The organism is Roseovarius sp. (genome assembly GCF_965228755.1).
In the GTDB taxonomy this organism is placed as follows: domain Bacteria; phylum Pseudomonadota; class Alphaproteobacteria; order Rhodobacterales; family Rhodobacteraceae; genus Roseovarius.
In genome coordinates this window covers 293,914-309,892 of the sequence record NZ_CBDDIG010000005.1, presented here as the reverse complement: position 1 = coordinate 309,892, position 15,979 = coordinate 293,914, and the positions used below count along the sequence as shown (strand labels likewise).

The window sequence follows — 15,979 nt, the reverse complement described above, 5'->3', positions numbered from 1 at the left end:
ACGGCGGAAAGGTTAACGGTCCATCGAGGCCGCGAAGCGCTCGAACAGGTAGAAGCTGTCCTGCGGCCCCGGGCTGGCCTCGGGGTGGTGCTGGACCGAAAAGACCGGGCGGCCATCCAGCCGGATGCCGCAGTTCGAGCCGTCGAAGAGCGACACGTGCGTCTCGGTCACGCCCTTGGGCAGGGTCTGGCTGTCGACCGCGAAGCCGTGGTTCATCGAGGTGATCTCGACCTTGCCGGTCTCGAGCTCCTGCACCGGGTGGTTGGCGCCGTGGTGGCCGTGGTTCATCTTGACCGTCTTCGCCCCCACTGCCAGCGCCAGCATCTGGTGGCCGAGGCAGATGCCGAAGATCGGCAGGCCCTTGTCCATCACGCCCTGGATCATCGGCACGGCGTATTCCCCCGTCGCCGCCGGGTCGCCGGGGCCGTTCGACAGGAACACGCCGTCGGGGTTCTGCGCCAGCACGTCCTCGGCGGTGGACGTCGCCGGCATCACCGTCACTTCGCAGCCCGCACTGGCCAGGCAGCGCAGGATGTTGCGCTTGGCGCCGTAATCCACCGCCACGACCTTGTGCCGGGCCTCCTTCTGGCGGGTATAGCCCTCGGGCCAGGCCCAGCGCATCTCGTCCCAGCGGTAGGATTGCGCACAGCTCACCCGCTTGGCGAGGTCCATCCCCTCGAGCCCGGCAAAGCCGCGCGCGTGGCTGAGAAGGGCCGAGACATCGAAATTCCCCTCCGGATCGTGGGCCAGCGCCACGTGCGGCGCGCCCTGCTGGCGGATCGCCCGGGTCAGGCGGCGGGTATCCACACCGCCGATCGCCACCCGGCCGCGCCGCGCCAGCCAGTCCGACAGGTTCTCGGCCGAGCGCCAGTTGCTGGGCTCGGTCGGGTCCCATTTCACCACCATGCCCTCGGCCACCGGATCTGCGGTCTCGTCATCCTCGGGGTTGACGCCGACGTTGCCCACGTGGGGGAAGGTGAAGGTGACGATCTGCCCGGCATAGGACGGGTCGGTCATGATCTCCTGGTAGCCGGTCATGGCGGTGTTGAAGCACAGCTCGGCCGTGACCTGCCCGGTCGCGCCGAACCCCTTGCCATAGAAAACGGACCCGTCGGCCAGGACAAGGCAGGCGGTCGGGCGCTTTTGGGGCGAGTGGGCCATGGCGAAAGAATCTCCGGGGGGTGCAAATTGGCCGGAAACTATGGTCGCGGCCCCCGGGGGTCAAGGGCACAACCGCGCTGTTGCACCGCTGCCATCCGCGTCCACCCGCCGCATGCCGTGGCGTCGGGCGCGGTTGCCACCCCTTGCGCTTTCCGATAGGTTGACGGTCTTGCCAGCGGCCATGGGGATGAAAACGTCGATGGGATTGAGAGAGCAGGTCAACACTGCGCTGAAACAGGCCATGAAAGAGAAGGATGCCGCGCGCCTCGCGACGCTGCGCCTGATCAACGCGGCCATCAAGGACCAGGACATCGCCCGCCGCGGCGCGGATGGCGACACCGATCTGACCGATGCGGATATCCTTGCCATCATGGGCAAGATGACCAAGCAGCGGCAGGAAAGCGTCCGCGCCTACGAGGAGGGCGGCCGGCTCGACCTGGCCGAGCGCGAGCAGCGCGAGATCGAGATCATCGCCGAGTTCCTGCCCCGCCCGCTCGAAGAGGCCGAGGTGGATGCCGCCATCGACAAGGCGATCAAGGACACCGGCGCCACGTCGATCCGGGACATGGGCAAGATCATGGGCCGGCTGAAAGAGAAATACACCGGCCAGATGGATTTCGGCACGGTGGGCCCGAAGGTTAAGGAACGCCTGGCCTGACCGGGCCGGGCGTCGTGCCGCGTTAACGATTTCGGCGTCAAACGCGACGTCGGTATCGCGTCGGTATAACGTCGGTATTTTGTCGGTGTTTTTTACGGACGTTGCGGTTTGGGGCGATATCTTGAAAAGATATCGGGCCGAATTCTTTTAAAGAATTCGGTGGGTTGCGCGGGATTTACCCACCCTGCGGCTGTGCCGCCCGCCGCAGCGCATCGGAGAGCTCGCCGTAGAGCGCCTTGCGCTCGTCCTCGGACAGGAACGCCCCGATCTCGACCTCGCGGCCCTTGCCGCTGAGCGTCACGTAATGCGGCACCGGCCCGCCCGTCTCGTGCATCGTGGCGCGCGCCCAGTAGCTTTCGCATTCCCATTCCTGTGTCGCGCCGCGCGGATCGGTGCGGGTCAGGCGGATCTGTTCGGCGTCGATCGTCAAATCCTCGTTCAGCCGGGCGTCGCGATAGGACTGCTCGAGCCCCCACCAGACCCCCGCCACGGCCAGCAGAAGGAAGGGCAGAAGGCCCCAAAGCACGATCGTGCCAAGGAGCGGGTAAAGCGGGATGGTGATCAGCGTGAAGGTCGCGAGGATGAAGGCGGCAAACCCCCGGCGCGGCAAGGACCGGTGCGGCCAGAGGTGCAGGCGGCGCACGGTGCCGCCGGGATCTGTCGATGCGCTCCACTCGTATGGCATGATCCTATCCTAGCGTGGATCGGCGAAAGGGAAACCGCGCCGATGCGCGCGGGGCGCTCAGGCTTCCATCCAGATCGTCACCGGCCCGTCATTGATCAGCTCGACCTTCATGTCGGCGCCGAATTGCCCGGTCTCGACCGGCACGCCCTGTGCTTGCAATCGGCCCGAGAAATACTCGTAGAGGCGCTCCCCCTCCTCCGGCGGCGCGGCGGCGGAAAAGCCGGGGCGGTTGCCGCGGCTGGTGTCGGCGGCCAGGGTGAACTGGCTGACGACCAGCGCGGCGCCGCCCATGTCGCGCACCGAGAGGTTCATCTTGCCGGCCGCGTCGGGGAAGATGCGGAGTTTCGCGATCTTGGCGGCCAGCTGGTCGGCCTGCGCCTCGCCGTCGCCCTGCATGGCGCAGACAAGGATCAGCAGCCCCGGCCCCGTCTGCCCGATCACCTCGCCCTCGACCGTGACCGAGGCGTGGGCCACCCGTTGCAGCAGCGCCCGCATGTCAGATCCGCGGCTTCGGCGCCGGTTCCCGGTCGGCATCGCCGGAATTGGGCTCGCCCTTCGGCTCGATCAGCAGCACGCTGACCTCCTGCTCGGCGCGCGGGCGGTGGACCACGCCCTGCGGCACCACGATCATTTCCCCGGCGCGGAGGGTCTGGTTCGGGCGGTCCTCGAACTCCATCACCATCTCGCCCTCGAGCACGAGGAAGAAATCATCGGTCGTGTCGTGCTTGTGAAAGGGAAACTCGCCCTGGAATTTCACCACCATCACGTCGTTGTCGTTGTAATCTGCCACCACATGCGGATCCCAGTGAGTGGTGAACCGCGCCAGTTTTTCCGCCAGGTTGATCGTGCCCATACGTGCCCTCCGCCAACAGCCTGTTTCGCCCAGCCATGCCCAAGCCGCCCCGCCGGCGCAAGGAATTTTGCACATTCCGTCCGCGCGGTGCTAAGCCATGCGCATGCAAGACCGCTCTTTCGTGCCCCGGGGCGCCGCCAGCCTCAAGATCGCCTATGACGGGCCGCCCCGCGACTATCATTTCCTGCTGTTGCCGAAGCTGACGCTTCTGGCCTTCACCTCGGCGCTGGAGCCGTTGCGGGTGGCCAACCAGGTGACGGGCAAGGAGCTGTACCGCTGGTACGTGATGACCGAGGACGATGCCACGGTCACCTGTTCCTGTGGCGTCACGATCACGCCCGACACCCCCCTGCGCGACGTGCCGCGCGGCGGGGCGGCCTTTGTCTGCGGCGGGATCGAGCCCAACGAGAGCACCTCGCGCCGGGCGGTGGGCTGGGTCAGCCGGCAGAGGGCCTTCGGCGCGCGGGTGGGCGGCATCTGTACCGGGGCGTTTGCGCTGGCGCGGGCCGGGTTGCTGGAGGGGCGGCGGTTTACCCTGCATTGGGAGAACCAGCCGGCTTTCGTGGAGACCTTCCTCGATCTCGAGCCGACCGAGAACCTTTACGAGAACGATGACGGCCTGCTGACCTGTGGCGGGGGAAGCGCGGCGACGGACATGATGCTGGCGATCATCGAGGCGGATTTCGGCAGCGAGCTGGCGACGATCACCGCCGACATGTGCCTGCACAGCCGGTCGGAGAACCGCGCGGTGCCGCAGCGGACGGCCTATGCCTCGGCCATCGGGAGCCGGAACCCGCGGCTGATCGCGGCGGTGGAGTTCATGCGGGCGCATCTCGAGGATCCGGTGGAGATGGCGGACGTGGTGGAGCATATCGGGCTGTCGAAGCGGCAGCTGGAGCGGCTGTTCCAGCGGTATATCCGGGCGAGCCCGGCGCAGTTCTACCTCGATTTGCGGGTGACGCGGGCGCATGCGCTGTTGAACGAGACGAACATGACGGTGGCGGACGTGGCGGCGGCGACGGGGTTTACCAGTTCGTCGCAGCTGTCGCAGCGGTTCCGGAAGCGGTACGGGAAGAGCCCGAGCGCCTATCGCAAGGGGTGGACGCAGCCGGTGGCGGGGGGCTGAGTTACCGGCGTTTCGGGCGGCGGGTTCGCTGGGGAACGGGTTTGGCGTCGGGCTTGCCACTCTTGCCGGGCGTCTCGTCCTTCATCCCCAACTGCTCGCGCATCACGCGGGGGCGGATTTCCTCCACCTCGCCGGGCTTGAGCTGGCCGAGCTGGAAAGGGCCGTAGGAGACGCGGATCAGGCGGTTGACGGAGAGGCCCACGGCCTCCATCGCGCGGCGGACCTCGCGGTTCTTGCCCTCGCGGATCGAGACGGTCGCCCAGGCGTTGGCGCCCTGCTGGCGGTCGAGCGTGACCGTCATCGGCTGGAACCGCTCGCCGTCAAGCTCCAGCCCCTTGCGGAGCGGCTCGAAGGTCTCGTCCCTGGGCCGGCCCTTCACCCGCACGCGGTAGCGGCGCATCCAGCCGGTCGAGGGCAGTTCCAGCTTGCGCTTCACCCCGCCATCGTTGGTCAGCAGCAGCAGCCCCTCGGAATTGATGTCGAGCCGGCCCACGCTGAGGACGCGCGGCATGTCCTCGGGCAGGTCGTCGAAGATGGTGGCGCGGCCCTGCTCGTCCTTCGTGGTGGTCACGAGGCCGGTGGGCTTGTGGTAGAGCCAGAGCCGCGGCGGCTCGGGCGCGTCGAGCGGCTTGCCGTCGACCGTCACCTTGTCCTTGTCGGTCACGTTCAGGGCGGCGCGGTCGATCACCTTGCCGTTCACCGTCACGCGACCGGCCTCGATCATCCGCTCGGCCTCGCGCCGGCTGGCCACGCCCGCCCGGGCGATCACCTTGGCGATGCGCTCGCCGTCTGTGGTCTTGCTGTTCATGGGATGGCGCTTACCGCAAAAGCCGCGCTTGCGAAAGCGTCATGCGCGGGGCATGGAAGGGGGATGACCTTCACGAGCCATATGGAGACCGCGCTGGCCGAGGCGCGCGCGGCGGGCGACCGGGGCGAGGTGCCGGTGGGCGCCGTCATTGCCGATGCGTCGGGGATGATCGTGGCGCAGGCGGGCAACCGGACGCGCGAGAGGAACGACCCGACGGCCCATGCCGAGATACTGGTGCTGCGCTCCGCCTGCCAGCTTGCCGGAAGCGAGCGCCTGCCCGGCTACAGCCTTTACGTCACGCTGGAACCCTGCCCGATGTGCGCGGCGGCGATCTCCTTCGCCCGGATCGCCCGGCTCTACTATGGCGCGGCCGACCCGAAATCGGGCGGCGTGGCGCAGGGGCCGCGCATCTTTACCCATCCGCAGTGCCACCACGTACCGGAGGTCTATGACGGGATCGCGGCGGACGAGGCCGAGGCGTTGCTCAGAACCTTCTTCGCCGCGCGGCGCTGAGCCGTTCGTATTTGAGTATTTTTGGAAAGATGAAAGGGCGGGTGTCGCTTCATCTTTCCTTGAGTACTCCGGGGTCCGGGGCAGAGCCCCGAAATTCCCCTAGAGGTCGAACGGCGTCATCACCTCGGGTTCGATCACCTTCACGCCCGGCAGCGCCTTGGTGAGCGCCTCGGCCGATTGTTCGAGGAAGGGGAAGGTCTTGTAGTGGCAGGGGATGACCGTCTTGAACTTGAAGAAGGTCTTGGCCGCGTAGGCCGCGCGCTTCATGTCCATGGTGAAATGCCCGCCGGCGCAGAGGATGCCGATATCGGGTTCGTGCAGGTCGTGGAAGACCTTCATGTCGGCCATCACGTCGGTGTCGCCCGAGACGTAGATCGTGTGCCCCTCGCCCTCGATCATGAAGCCGCATTCGGTGCCGGGCACGTTGGGGCCCTTGTCGCTGCCGAAGCTCGAGGAATGGACCGCGTGCACCATCGTGACCTTCACCCCGCCAAGGTCGACCGTGCCGCCCTTGTTGAAGCCCACCGTGGCAATCTTCTCTTTCTCCTCCCAGTGGCCCATCAGGTCGTATTGCCCGACCACGGGAATATCGAGCTTGCGCGACAGGCCGACCGTGTCGGCCACGTGGTCGAAATGCGCGTGGGTCAGCAGGATATGAGTCGCGCCCTCGACCGCCGCGTCATGCTGATCCTCGGTCAGCATCGGGTTGCCGGTCAGCCACGGGTCGATCAGCAGGACCTGCCCGCCGATGGCGATCTTGAAAGACGCGTGTCCGAGGAATGTGATTTGCATGATGTTCTCCCTATCTTTGCCGGGTAACGTAGTGACTCCTGCGCGCGAGGAAAGCCCGATGGACTGGTTTGCGTCAATCGACGGATATTGCGAACGGCTCGGGCCCGCCTACTGGGCCGAGCCGGTGAACGCGGTGACGAACCTCGCCTTCCTTGTCGCGGCCGCGGTGATGGCGTGGCGGCTGCGCGGGGCGCAGCTGCCGCTGGCCAACGCGATGGTGGTGCTGCTGGCGGTGATCGGGATCGGCAGCTACCTGTTCCACACCCATGCGCAGGGCTGGGCCGCGCTGGCGGATACCACGCCGATCCTGGCCTTCATCCTGGTCTATCTCTACGCCTCGAGCCGCGATTACCTCGGGCTTTCGAAACTGTGGGCGCTGGTGTCGGTCGGGCTGTTCTTCCCCTTTGCCGCGGTGCTGGTGCCGCTTTTCGCGCAGGTGCCGGTGCTGTCGGCCTCGGCCGGGTATCTGCCCGTGGTGGTGCTGATCGCCGGATACGCGGTGGTTCTCGCCCGCCGGGCGCCCGAAACCGCGCGCGGCCTCGCCCTCGGCGCGGGGCTGCTCTTCCTGTCGATCACCTTGCGCAGCCTCGACATGCCGCTCTGCGAAAGCTGGCCCGTCGGCACCCATTTCGCCTGGCATCTGCTCAATGGTCTGCTGCTGGGCTGGATGATCGAGGTCTACCGCCGTCACATGCTTGCGCGCCGCCCGCGCGGGCGATAAACGCTGGCGTCAGACCCGAGCACCGCGAAGAGGCCCGAAATGTCGATCGATCTGGAAACCGCCGCCCGCGTGGCCAAGCTCGCCCGCATCCGCGTGGACGAGGACGACCTGCCGGCGCTGGCAGGTGAATTCAACACCATCCTCGGCTTCATCGAGCAGCTGAACGAGGTGGATGTCGAGGGTGTCGAGCCGATGACCAGCGTGACGCCCATGCGCCTGAAGCGGCGCGAGGACAAGGTGACCGACGGGCACCAGCCCAAGAAGGTGCTGTCGAACGCGCCGGATGCGCGCGAAGGCTTTTTCGCGGTTCCCAAGGTGGTGGAGTAAGCATGACCGATCTGAATACCCTCACCATCGCCGAGGCGTGCGACAAGCTGCGCGCGGGCGAAGTGACGTCGAGCGAACTGACCGAGGCGTGCCTGACCGCGATCGAGGGCGCGGGCGCGCTCAATGCCTTCGTGCACAACACGCCGGAGATCGCGCGGGAGCAGGCGAAACTCGCCGATGCCCGGCTGCAGAAGGGCGACGATGCGCCGATGTGCGGGATTCCGTTGGGGATCAAGGATCTGTTCTGCACCAAGGGTGTGCCGAGCCAGGCGGCGAGCGGTATCCTGAAAGGGTTCAAGCCGGAATACGAATCGACCGTCACGCAGAACCTGTTCGATGCGGGTGCGGTGATGCTGGGCAAGCTCAACATGGACGAGTTCGCCATGGGCTCGTCGAACGAGACGTCCGTCTATGGCAACGCGGTGAACCCCTGGCGGCGCGGCAATGACGAGACGGCGCTGACGCCGGGCGGGTCTTCGGGGGGCTCGGCTTCTGCCGTCTCCGCCGACCTGTGTTTGGCCGCTACGGGCACCGATACCGGCGGGTCGATCCGCCAGCCCGCGGCCTTTACCGGCATCACCGGGATCAAGCCCACCTACGGGCGCTGCTCGCGCTGGGGGATCGTGGCGTTTGCCTCCTCGCTCGACCAGGCGGGGCCGATGACCAAGTCGGTGCGGGATGCCGCGATCATGCTGGGGGCGATGTGCGGGCATGACCCGAAGGATTCGACCTCGGCCGACCTGGCCGTGCCGGATTTCGAGGCGATGCTGACGGGCGACATCAAGGGCAAGGTCATCGGGATTCCCAAGGAATACCGGATGGAGGGGATGCCCGAGGAGATCGAGAAGCTCTGGGCCGACGGCACCGCGATGCTGAAGGATGCGGGCGCCGAGATCCGCGATATTTCCCTGCCGCATACTAAGTACGCCCTGCCCGCCTATTACGTGATCGCGCCGGCGGAGGCGTCGTCGAACCTCGCGCGGTATGACGGGGTGCGCTACGGCCACCGCGCCAAGCTGGACCAGGGCGACGGCATCACCGAGATGTACGAGAAGACCCGCGCCGAAGGCTTCGGCCACGAGGTGCAGCGCCGGGTGATGGTGGGCACCTACGTGCTGTCGGCGGGGTTCTACGATGCGTACTACAACAAGGCCCGCAAGGTGCGGACGCTGATCAAGAAGGATTTCGAGGATGTCTTCGCCGAGGGGATCGACGCGATCCTGACGCCGGCCACCCCCTCGGCCGCCTTCGGGCTGGGCGAGATGGCCGAGGCCGACCCCGTCAGCATGTACCTCAACGACGTCTTCACCGTCACCGTGAACCTGGCCGGGCTGCCCGGCATCGCCGTGCCTGCGGGGCTAGACCGGCAGGGGCTGCCGCTGGGCCTGCAGCTGATCGGGCGGCCGTGGGAAGAGGGCGATCTGCTCAACACGGCCTACGCGCTCGAGCAGGCGGCGGGATATGTGGCAAAACCGGCCAAATGGTGGTAAACTGTCGAAAACGATAGATGGCAGGACTTAAGCAGATGCGTTTCACGATCCTCGTCGCGGCCCTTGCGGCCGTTTCCGCCTGTTCGCCCAGCATACCTGACAGTGCCGCCGGCGTCGGGTTCGACGACTACAGCGAGTATGAGGCCAACAGGCAGGCGCGCGAGGTTGTCCTGACCGGCGCCAGCGCCATCCCGCCCGCCGGGGCCGTGTCGGACGAGAGCACCGCCACGTCCGGCCGCATCGCCACCGGCACGTCCGAGGACAGTGCCGATCTCGCCCGCGAGACGCAGGCCGCGCTGGCCGCGACGCGTACCGGCACGTCCGGGACAACCGGCACGACCGGCACCGCCGAGGAACCGCTGCGCGCCAATCCCAACAACCCGCCCCCGGAAACCGTGGAATCCGCCTCGGGCATCTCGTCCGAGAACGATTTCAACGCCGTGGGCGATGCCCGCTCGATCGAGAGCGATGCCGCGCTGATCGCCCGCAACCGCGAGCAGTACCAGGTGATCCAGCCCACCGCCCTGCCCGCGCGCTCGGGCAATACCGGGCCGAACATCGTGGAATACGCGCTGGCCACGCGGCACCCGGTGGGCACCAAGGTCTATAACCGCATCGGCCTCAACAAGCAGGCGCGGTACGAACGGAACTGTGCCAAGTATTCCTCGGCCGACCGGGCGCAGATCGATTTCCTCGCCAGCGGCGGCCCGAACCGCGACAAGATGGGGCTCGACCCCGATGGCGACGGCTATGCCTGCGGCTGGAACCCGGAACCGTTCCGTATCGCGGTGAACGGCTGACGTGACGCCGGACCACCCGTCGGCCATCCCGACCCCCTCGCCCAATTGCGGCGACCGGCGGGGCGGCGCCCGGCCGGACATGATCGTGCTGCACTATACCGGCATGGAAAGCTGCGCCGCGGCGCATGAACGGCTGTGCGATCCCGGCGCCGAGGTTTCGGCGCATTACCTGGTTTCCGAGACGGGTGCGCTCTGGCAGCTTGTGCCAGAGGCGCAGCGGGCATGGCACGCGGGCGCGGGGCATTGGGCCGGGGTGACGGATGTCAATTCCCGCTCCATCGGGATCGAGCTGGTCAATACCGGCAATGCCCCCTTCCCCGAGCCGCAGATGACCGTGCTGGAAGAGCTGATGCGGGGGATCATGGCGCGCTGGTCGATCGAGGCGCACCGGGTGATTGCCCATTCCGACATGGCGCCCGCGCGCAAATCCGACCCCGGCCCGCGCTTCGACTGGCGGCGGCTGGCGTTGTCGGGGCTGTCGGTGTGGCCGGAGCCTGCTGACGGGGGCGATTTCCTCGGGGCCGCGCGCCGCTTCGGGTATCCGCCCGACGCCACGCCGGAGGAGACCCTCGCCGCCTTCCGCCTGCGCTTTCGCCCCTGGGCGAGCGGGCCGGTGGATGCCACCGATGCCGCGCTCGCCGCGGACCTGGCCCGCCGCTTTCCCGTTGACCGGGAGGCGTCAAGCGCCTAACTGCCACAGATGCGCGGAGGGCCGGATGGCCGCACCACCGCAAGGTGGCGAGGAAAGTCCGGACTCCACAAGGCGACGGTGCCGGGTAACGCCCGGCCGGGGCAACCCGAGGGAAAGCGCCACAGAAAACAGACCGCCCTGCAATCCGTTCGCGGATCACACGGGGTAAGGGTGAAACGGTGGGGTAAGAGCCCACCGCGGGACGGGCAACCGGACCGGCACGGCAAGCCCCACCGGGAGCAATGCCGAATAGGGACCGCATCACGGGCCGGCCTTGGCCCCGCGGTCCGGGTTGGCAGCACGAGCCTGTTGGCGACAGCAGGCCCAGATGAATGGTCATCCCCGGGGCAACCCGGGACAGAATCCGGCTTACAGGCCCTCCGCGCATTTTTTAGTCTGAACGACCTCTCTAGAGTTCACGCGCGGAATCAAGTCGCACCAAAGGCGCGACGCCGCGCATCGCCGGGCCGCCCCCCGGCACGGCGATACGCGGCCCCTACCCCAGCAATTCCTCCTCGAACGGAAACCGCGACAACAGCTCCACCCCGCTCTCCGTCACCAGCACCTGCTGCTCCAGCTTCACGCCCTCCTTGCCGCCGTCTTCGCCGATGTAACTCTCGACACAGAGCGTCATGCCCGGCCTGATCTCGCCGTCATAGCCCGCATCCGGAAAATCCCCGCGATGGTAGAGATACGGATACTCCCCCGTCATGCCGCAGCCATGCGCCGACAGGTAATAACGGTTAGCGTGGTACTTCTCCGGAATGTCCCAGGCACCCTCGGCATAGTCGCGGAACGACAGGCCCGGTCGCAGGATGCCGAGGTTGTGCGACACCTGCTCATGCGCCACGCGGTAGAGCTCGCGCTGCTCGGGCGTGGGCTTGCCCGGCCCGGCATGGAAGGTGCGCGAGAAGTCGGAGTAATAGCCGTGACAGCCCACCACGTCCGTATCGAGCGCGATCAGCTCGTTTTCCCCGATCACCTTGTCGCTCGTCTCCTGGAACCACGGGTTCGTCCGCGCCCCGGCATTGAGCAGCCGGGTTTCGACGTAATCGCCGTTCTGCGCGATCACGGACTGGTGCAGCACCGACCACAGCTCCGCCTCGGTCAGGCCCGGGCGGATGGCGGCGCGCAGGTTGGCCACGCCCCGCTCGGTGGCCCGCAGCGAGGCGTTGACGCATTTCATCTCCTCGGCCGACTTGATGGCGCGGGCCATCTCGACCGGGGCCTGCGCGTCGACGATATGGAGGCCCGCGTCGCGCAGGGCGATGGCGGCGCCCGCGTTCATCCGCTCCAGCCCGACGGTGGCGCGCTTGCCGGCCAGCTCCTCGACCAGCCCGGCCATCTCCCTGGCCCAGGCCACCTCGCGCTCGGCAATCTTCGGGCCGGCGGCGACGAAGCTCGCGGTTTTCGCGGGGCGCACCTCGTCGACCGTCTCGAACCCGTCGGCCAGGTGCAGGCAGCCGGTGAACTCGAACAGGATCGAACGGTCGGCGGTCAGCACAAGGTAGCGCGACGGGCCGTTGCGCATGGAAAACACCTGCATGTTGCGGGTGCCGGTGGCGTAGCGGATGTTCACCGGATCGCTCAGGATCACCGCGTCGATGCCGTGGTTCTCCATCTCGCGGCGCAGCTGTGCCTGCCGGTATTGCCGCACCGCCTTGAGGTCGATCCCCTCGCCCTCGGGGCTGCGGTCAAGCTGGGCGAGGCCCTGCAGATCGGCACGCTCCGCGTGCCAGTCGAATTCTGCCATGTCGTCTCCTTGCGCGCGGCGCGGCGCGTCATTTCGTTTGAAACTTCGGGGAAGTCGACCCTTGGTAACACGCCCGGCGCCACCCCGCGTATCCCGGATCGACATCGCGCGGCCAGCGATGCGACATGGGCGGCCGGAAACGGGGATCGGGCAATCTTCATGCCCGGCGACCGATCTTCCACCACCCGCCGGGGTCCCTGTACCCTGTCGGACATTTCTGTCCAGATTTGTCTTGACGGGGCAGCCCCGCCTCAACACAGTCGATCAGGTTTTCCAACAGCCGCGAGGGTGCGCGTGACAACACAGCTTTCCGACACGGTGGCGCTTCTGGGCGACCTTATCGCCTTTCCCACCGTTTCCGAATTCAGCAATATCGACATGATCGCCTTTCTGGCCTACCGCCTGGAAGAGGCCGGTGCCCGGGTCGATATCTTCCACGACGAGATCGGGCACAAAGCCAATCTTTTTGCGACGATAGGCCCCGAAGTTGACGGCGGTATCGTGCTGTCGGGCCATTCCGACGTGGTACCGGCCGACCCGCAGGACTGGGTCTCCGATCCCTTCGAGATGATCGAGCACGAGGGCCGGCTTTACGGGCGCGGGACCTGTGACATGAAGGGGTTCATCGCCGCCGCCACCGCCATGGCCCCGATCTTTGCCGAGCGGGTGAAGGACCGGCCGGTGCATTTCGCCTTCACCTATGACGAGGAGGTCGGCTGTTTCGGGGCGCAGTCGCTGGTGAAAAGCTTGAAGGCCAAGGGGTTGCGGCCCGGTGTTGCGGTGATCGGAGAGCCCACCTCGATGCGGATCATCGAAGGCCACAAGGGATGCTATGAATACACCACCCGCTTCTCGGGCCTGGCGGGCCACGGCTCGGCGCCGGATCGGGGGGTGAACGCGGTGGAATACGCGGTGCGCTACGTGAACCGCCTGCTGGAGCTGAAGGACGCCCTGCGCGCCCGCGCGCCCGCCGGAAGCCGCTTCGACCCGCCCTGGACCACCATCAACACCGGTAGCCTGCAGGGCGGCGTGGCGCATAACGTCATCGCCGGCCATGCCGAGGTGCAGTGGGAAATGCGGCCCGTGCAGCTGTCGGATGCCGATTTCGTCAAGGACGACCTGCGCGAGTATTGCCTGGGCCACCTGCTGCCGGCGATGAAGGCCGTCTGCCCCGATGCCGATATCGTCACCGAGGTGATCGGCGAGGTGGAAGGGCTTGAACCGGTTGACGAAAACGAGGCCCGCGACATCGTGATGGAGCTGACCGGCGCCAACTCGGTCGACGTGGTGCCGTTCGGCACCGAGGCGGGGATCTTCCAGACGTTCGGCATGTCATCGGTGATCTGCGGGCCGGGCTCGATCGACCAGGCGCACAAGCCCGACGAGTTCGTCTCGATCGACCAGTTGCAGCAATGCCTCGACATGCTGGACAGGCTGGGCGGGAAGCTGGCGGCCTGAGATTCCGCGCCCCGGCCTGACCCGGGGCGGGTGTTGAACAGCAGCCTGCAAGTCGCTGATCGGAAACCCTAACCTTCCCGCCGGAACGTCAGGTAATGCGGCACGCGCCCCTCGCGCAGGGCCTTCTGTTCGTAGCGGGTGGACAGCCAGTCATCCCACGGCTCGCGCCAGTCCGCCGGCCCCTCGGCCAGCCACTCGAACCCGTGTTTCGGCACCTGTTGCAGCGTCTGGCGGACGTAATCGGGAATGTCCGTCGCCACCCGGAAGATCGCGCCGGGTTTGAGCACCTGCGCCAGCGGCTCCAGATGCTCGGGCGTCACGAAGCGGCGGCGGTGATGGCGCTTCTTGGGCCACGGATCGGGGTAGAGGAGAAAGGCGCGATCCACTGATTTTGCTGGCAAAACATCGAACAGGTCGCGCACATCGCCGGGGTGGATGCGGATGTTCTCGCAGCCCTCGTCGCGGATCTTGCCCAGCAGCATCGCCACGCCGTTGATATACGGCTCGCAGCCGATCAGCCCGGTTCCGGGGTTCCGCGCGGCCTGGTGGACCATGTGCTCGCCCCCGCCGAAGCCGATTTCCAGCCAGACTGGTCGGTCGCCGAAAAGCCCTTGCAGGTCAATCGCTTCCCGCTCGGGGTTCACGTCCCAGTCGACTTTGCCGGGCGACAGCGCGGCCAGGTCCTCGTCGATATAGACCTTCTGCGATTTCCGCAGCGACTTGCCTTTCAGCCGCCCGTAGAAATTGCGCCACGGCGCGCCGGAGGGATGGGATTTATCCGCCATGACAAACCTCGCTGACGTGGAGAGTCAGCCTTCGGGAATTGCACATACCGAACATGAATTGGCAAAAATTCCGCAGACTGACCAATACGCCTTGATATTTTCCAGCTTCAACCATGCATCCTCCACAGAAAAGGGCGACGCCCGGCGCCGCCCCCTCGATCCTGTTCCGAAAGGTCAGACCGCTTTCTTCAGCGTCTCGACAAGGTCGGTCCGTTCCCAGCTGAAGCCGCCATCGGCCTCGGGGTCGCGGCCGAAATGGCCATAGGCCGCGGTGCGCTGATAGATCGGCTTGTTGAGCTCGAGCTGCTCGCGGATGCCGCGCGGGGTCAGGCTCATCGAGGCGCGGATCGCCTTCTCGATCTCCTCCTCCGGGATCTCACCGGTGCCGTGGGTCTCGGCGTAGATCGACAGCGGCTCGGCCACGCCGATGGCATAGGACAGCTGGATCGTGCAGCGCTCGGCCATGCCGGCGGCCACCACGTTCTTGGCAAGGTAGCGGGCGGCATAGGCGGCCGAGCGGTCGACCTTCGTCGGATCCTTGCCCGAGAACGCCCCGCCCCCGTGCGGCGCGGCGCCGCCATAGGTGTCGACGATGATCTTGCGCCCGGTGAGGCCGGCGTCGCCATCGGGCCCGCCGATCACGAACTTGCCCGTGGGGTTCACGTGCCACACCGTCTCGTCCGACAGCCAGTCCTGCGGCAGCACCTCGCGGATATACGGCTCCACGATCTCGCGGATATCGTCGCTGCTCAGGCTTTCGTCGAGATGCTGCGTCGACAGCACGACCTGGGTCACGCCCACCGGTTTGCCGCCTTCGTAGCGCACCGAAAGCTGCGACTTGGCATCCGGGCCAAGCGCCGGTTCCTTGCCCGATTTGCGCACCTCGGCCAGCCGCCGCAGGATCGCGTGCGAGAACTGGATCGGCGCCGGCATCAGCGCGTCGGTCTCGTTGGTGGCAAAGCCGAACATGATCCCCTGGTCGCCCGCGCCCTCGTCGCGGTTGCCCTCGCCGGTGACGCCCTGGGCGATATGCGCCGACTGTTCGTGCAACAGGTTCAGCACGTTGCAGGTCTGCCAGTGGAACTTGTCCTGCTCATAGCCGATATCGCGGATGCAATCGCGGGCGATTTCCTCGATCCGGCCCATGTAGTCGCGCAGCTTGTCCTGGTCCGTCAGGCCCACCTCGCCGCCGATGACGACCTGGTTGGTGGTGGCGAAGGTCTCGCAGGCGACGCGGGCCAGCGGATCCTCGGCCAGGAAGGCATCGAGCACGGCATCGGAGATACGGTCGCACACCTTGTCGGGGTGCCCCTCCGAAACCGACTCGGAGGTGAAGGTATAGTTCTGACGGGACATGA

At 66.8% G+C, this 15,979-nt stretch carries 18 protein-coding genes and 1 other RNA gene; 10 read left to right on the top strand and 9 right to left on the bottom strand.

Translation table 11 applies throughout. The features are described from left to right. Positions 1 to 12: 12 nt before the first annotated feature. Positions 13 to 1,161 carry a glutamine-hydrolyzing carbamoyl-phosphate synthase small subunit gene (carA, locus tag ACO07J_RS04850; RefSeq protein ID WP_422026813.1) on the bottom strand — a complete coding sequence of 383 codons (1,149 nt, stop codon included), beginning with the start codon at positions 1,159 to 1,161 and terminating at the stop codon, positions 13 to 15. Between the two features lie 199 nt (positions 1,162 to 1,360). On the opposite strand from carA, the gene ACO07J_RS04845 reads away from it, so the two are divergent. Further along, complete coding sequence (locus ACO07J_RS04845; protein ID WP_422026811.1) at positions 1,361 to 1,819, top strand: GatB/YqeY domain-containing protein; 459 nt, start codon at positions 1,361 to 1,363, stop codon at positions 1,817 to 1,819. A gap of 175 nt (positions 1,820 to 1,994) precedes the next feature. Here the strand turns inward: ACO07J_RS04845 and ACO07J_RS04840 are convergent, their stop codons facing one another. From ACO07J_RS04840 to ACO07J_RS04830, 3 genes are read right to left on the bottom strand one after another with little or no spacing between them, the layout of a single operon-like run. Then, positions 1,995 to 2,504, bottom strand: a complete 510-nt coding sequence (locus tag ACO07J_RS04840) for a DUF2244 domain-containing protein (protein ID WP_422026809.1) — start codon at positions 2,502 to 2,504, stop codon at positions 1,995 to 1,997. A gap of 57 nt (positions 2,505 to 2,561) precedes the next feature. Beyond that, complete coding sequence (gene dtd, locus ACO07J_RS04835; RefSeq protein ID WP_422026807.1) at positions 2,562 to 2,999, bottom strand: D-aminoacyl-tRNA deacylase; 438 nt, start codon at positions 2,997 to 2,999, stop codon at positions 2,562 to 2,564. Between the two features lies 1 nt (position 3,000). Further along, positions 3,001 to 3,357, bottom strand: coding sequence for a cupin domain-containing protein (locus tag ACO07J_RS04830; RefSeq protein ID WP_300894347.1), 357 nt, complete (start codon positions 3,355 to 3,357; stop codon positions 3,001 to 3,003). A 103-nt stretch (positions 3,358 to 3,460) separates the two neighbouring features. Between ACO07J_RS04830 and ACO07J_RS04825 the strand changes: the two genes are divergently transcribed. Continuing rightward, entirely contained in the window at positions 3,461 to 4,483 is a 1,023-nt protein-coding gene (locus ACO07J_RS04825; RefSeq protein WP_422026805.1) for a GlxA family transcriptional regulator, read from the top strand. A 1-nt stretch (position 4,484) separates the two neighbouring features. Here ACO07J_RS04825 and ACO07J_RS04820 read toward each other — a convergent pair whose 3' ends face one another. Further along, a complete protein-coding gene (locus ACO07J_RS04820) occupies positions 4,485 to 5,291 on the bottom strand; it encodes a pseudouridine synthase (protein WP_422026803.1) in 807 nt (268 codons plus the stop codon). A 63-nt stretch (positions 5,292 to 5,354) separates the two neighbouring features. Here ACO07J_RS04820 and ACO07J_RS04815 point away from each other — a divergent pair, with 63 nt between their 5' ends. Further along, the gene (locus ACO07J_RS04815) at positions 5,355 to 5,804 is read left to right on the top strand and encodes a nucleoside deaminase (RefSeq protein WP_422026801.1); all 450 of its coding nucleotides are present in this window, start codon (positions 5,355 to 5,357) and stop codon (positions 5,802 to 5,804) included. 99 nt (positions 5,805 to 5,903) lie between these two features. Here the strand turns inward: ACO07J_RS04815 and ACO07J_RS04810 are convergent, their stop codons facing one another. Next, a complete protein-coding gene (locus tag ACO07J_RS04810) occupies positions 5,904 to 6,596 on the bottom strand; it encodes a metal-dependent hydrolase (protein WP_422026799.1) in 693 nt (230 codons plus the stop codon). 58 nt (positions 6,597 to 6,654) lie between these two features. Here ACO07J_RS04810 and ACO07J_RS04805 point away from each other — a divergent pair, with 58 nt between their 5' ends. The 6 genes from ACO07J_RS04805 to rnpB all read left to right on the top strand — a co-directional run bounded on the left by ACO07J_RS04805 (position 6,655) and on the right by rnpB (position 11,013). After that, positions 6,655 to 7,317: a ceramidase domain-containing protein gene (locus tag ACO07J_RS04805; protein WP_422026797.1), complete on the top strand. Its 663-nt coding sequence runs from the start codon at positions 6,655 to 6,657 to the stop codon at positions 7,315 to 7,317. Between the two features lie 39 nt (positions 7,318 to 7,356). Next, positions 7,357 to 7,644: an Asp-tRNA(Asn)/Glu-tRNA(Gln) amidotransferase subunit GatC gene (gene gatC, locus ACO07J_RS04800; protein ID WP_422026795.1), complete on the top strand. Its 288-nt coding sequence runs from the start codon at positions 7,357 to 7,359 to the stop codon at positions 7,642 to 7,644. A gap of 2 nt (positions 7,645 to 7,646) precedes the next feature. Next, positions 7,647 to 9,134: an Asp-tRNA(Asn)/Glu-tRNA(Gln) amidotransferase subunit GatA gene (gene gatA, locus ACO07J_RS04795; protein ID WP_422026793.1), complete on the top strand. Its 1,488-nt coding sequence runs from the start codon at positions 7,647 to 7,649 to the stop codon at positions 9,132 to 9,134. Positions 9,135 to 9,169: 35 nt separating this feature from the next. Beyond that, positions 9,170 to 9,934 carry a hypothetical protein gene (locus ACO07J_RS04790; protein WP_422026791.1) on the top strand — a complete coding sequence of 255 codons (765 nt, stop codon included), beginning with the start codon at positions 9,170 to 9,172 and terminating at the stop codon, positions 9,932 to 9,934. A gap of 1 nt (position 9,935) precedes the next feature. Continuing rightward, entirely contained in the window at positions 9,936 to 10,625 is a 690-nt protein-coding gene (locus tag ACO07J_RS04785; RefSeq protein WP_422026789.1) for an N-acetylmuramoyl-L-alanine amidase, read from the top strand. 13 nt (positions 10,626 to 10,638) lie between these two features. Next, positions 10,639 to 11,013: RNase P RNA component class A (gene rnpB, locus ACO07J_RS04780), an RNA gene on the top strand. Positions 11,014 to 11,121: 108 nt separating this feature from the next. Here the strand turns inward: rnpB and ACO07J_RS04775 are convergent. Further along, positions 11,122 to 12,378: a M24 family metallopeptidase gene (locus ACO07J_RS04775; RefSeq protein ID WP_422026787.1), complete on the bottom strand. Its 1,257-nt coding sequence runs from the start codon at positions 12,376 to 12,378 to the stop codon at positions 11,122 to 11,124. A 294-nt stretch (positions 12,379 to 12,672) separates the two neighbouring features. Between ACO07J_RS04775 and argE the strand changes: the two genes are divergently transcribed. Beyond that, on the top strand, positions 12,673 to 13,836 hold the full coding sequence (gene argE, locus ACO07J_RS04770; protein WP_422026785.1) for an acetylornithine deacetylase: 1,164 nt from the start codon (positions 12,673 to 12,675) through the stop codon (positions 13,834 to 13,836). Positions 13,837 to 13,904: 68 nt separating this feature from the next. Here the strand turns inward: argE and trmB are convergent, their stop codons facing one another. Continuing rightward, the gene (gene trmB / locus ACO07J_RS04765) at positions 13,905 to 14,621 is read right to left on the bottom strand and encodes a tRNA (guanine(46)-N(7))-methyltransferase TrmB (protein WP_422026783.1); all 717 of its coding nucleotides are present in this window, start codon (positions 14,619 to 14,621) and stop codon (positions 13,905 to 13,907) included. Between the two features lie 174 nt (positions 14,622 to 14,795). Beyond that, positions 14,796 to 15,977 carry a methionine adenosyltransferase gene (gene metK / locus ACO07J_RS04760; protein WP_422026781.1) on the bottom strand — a complete coding sequence of 394 codons (1,182 nt, stop codon included), beginning with the start codon at positions 15,975 to 15,977 and terminating at the stop codon, positions 14,796 to 14,798. Positions 15,978 to 15,979: the final 2 nt, after the last annotated feature.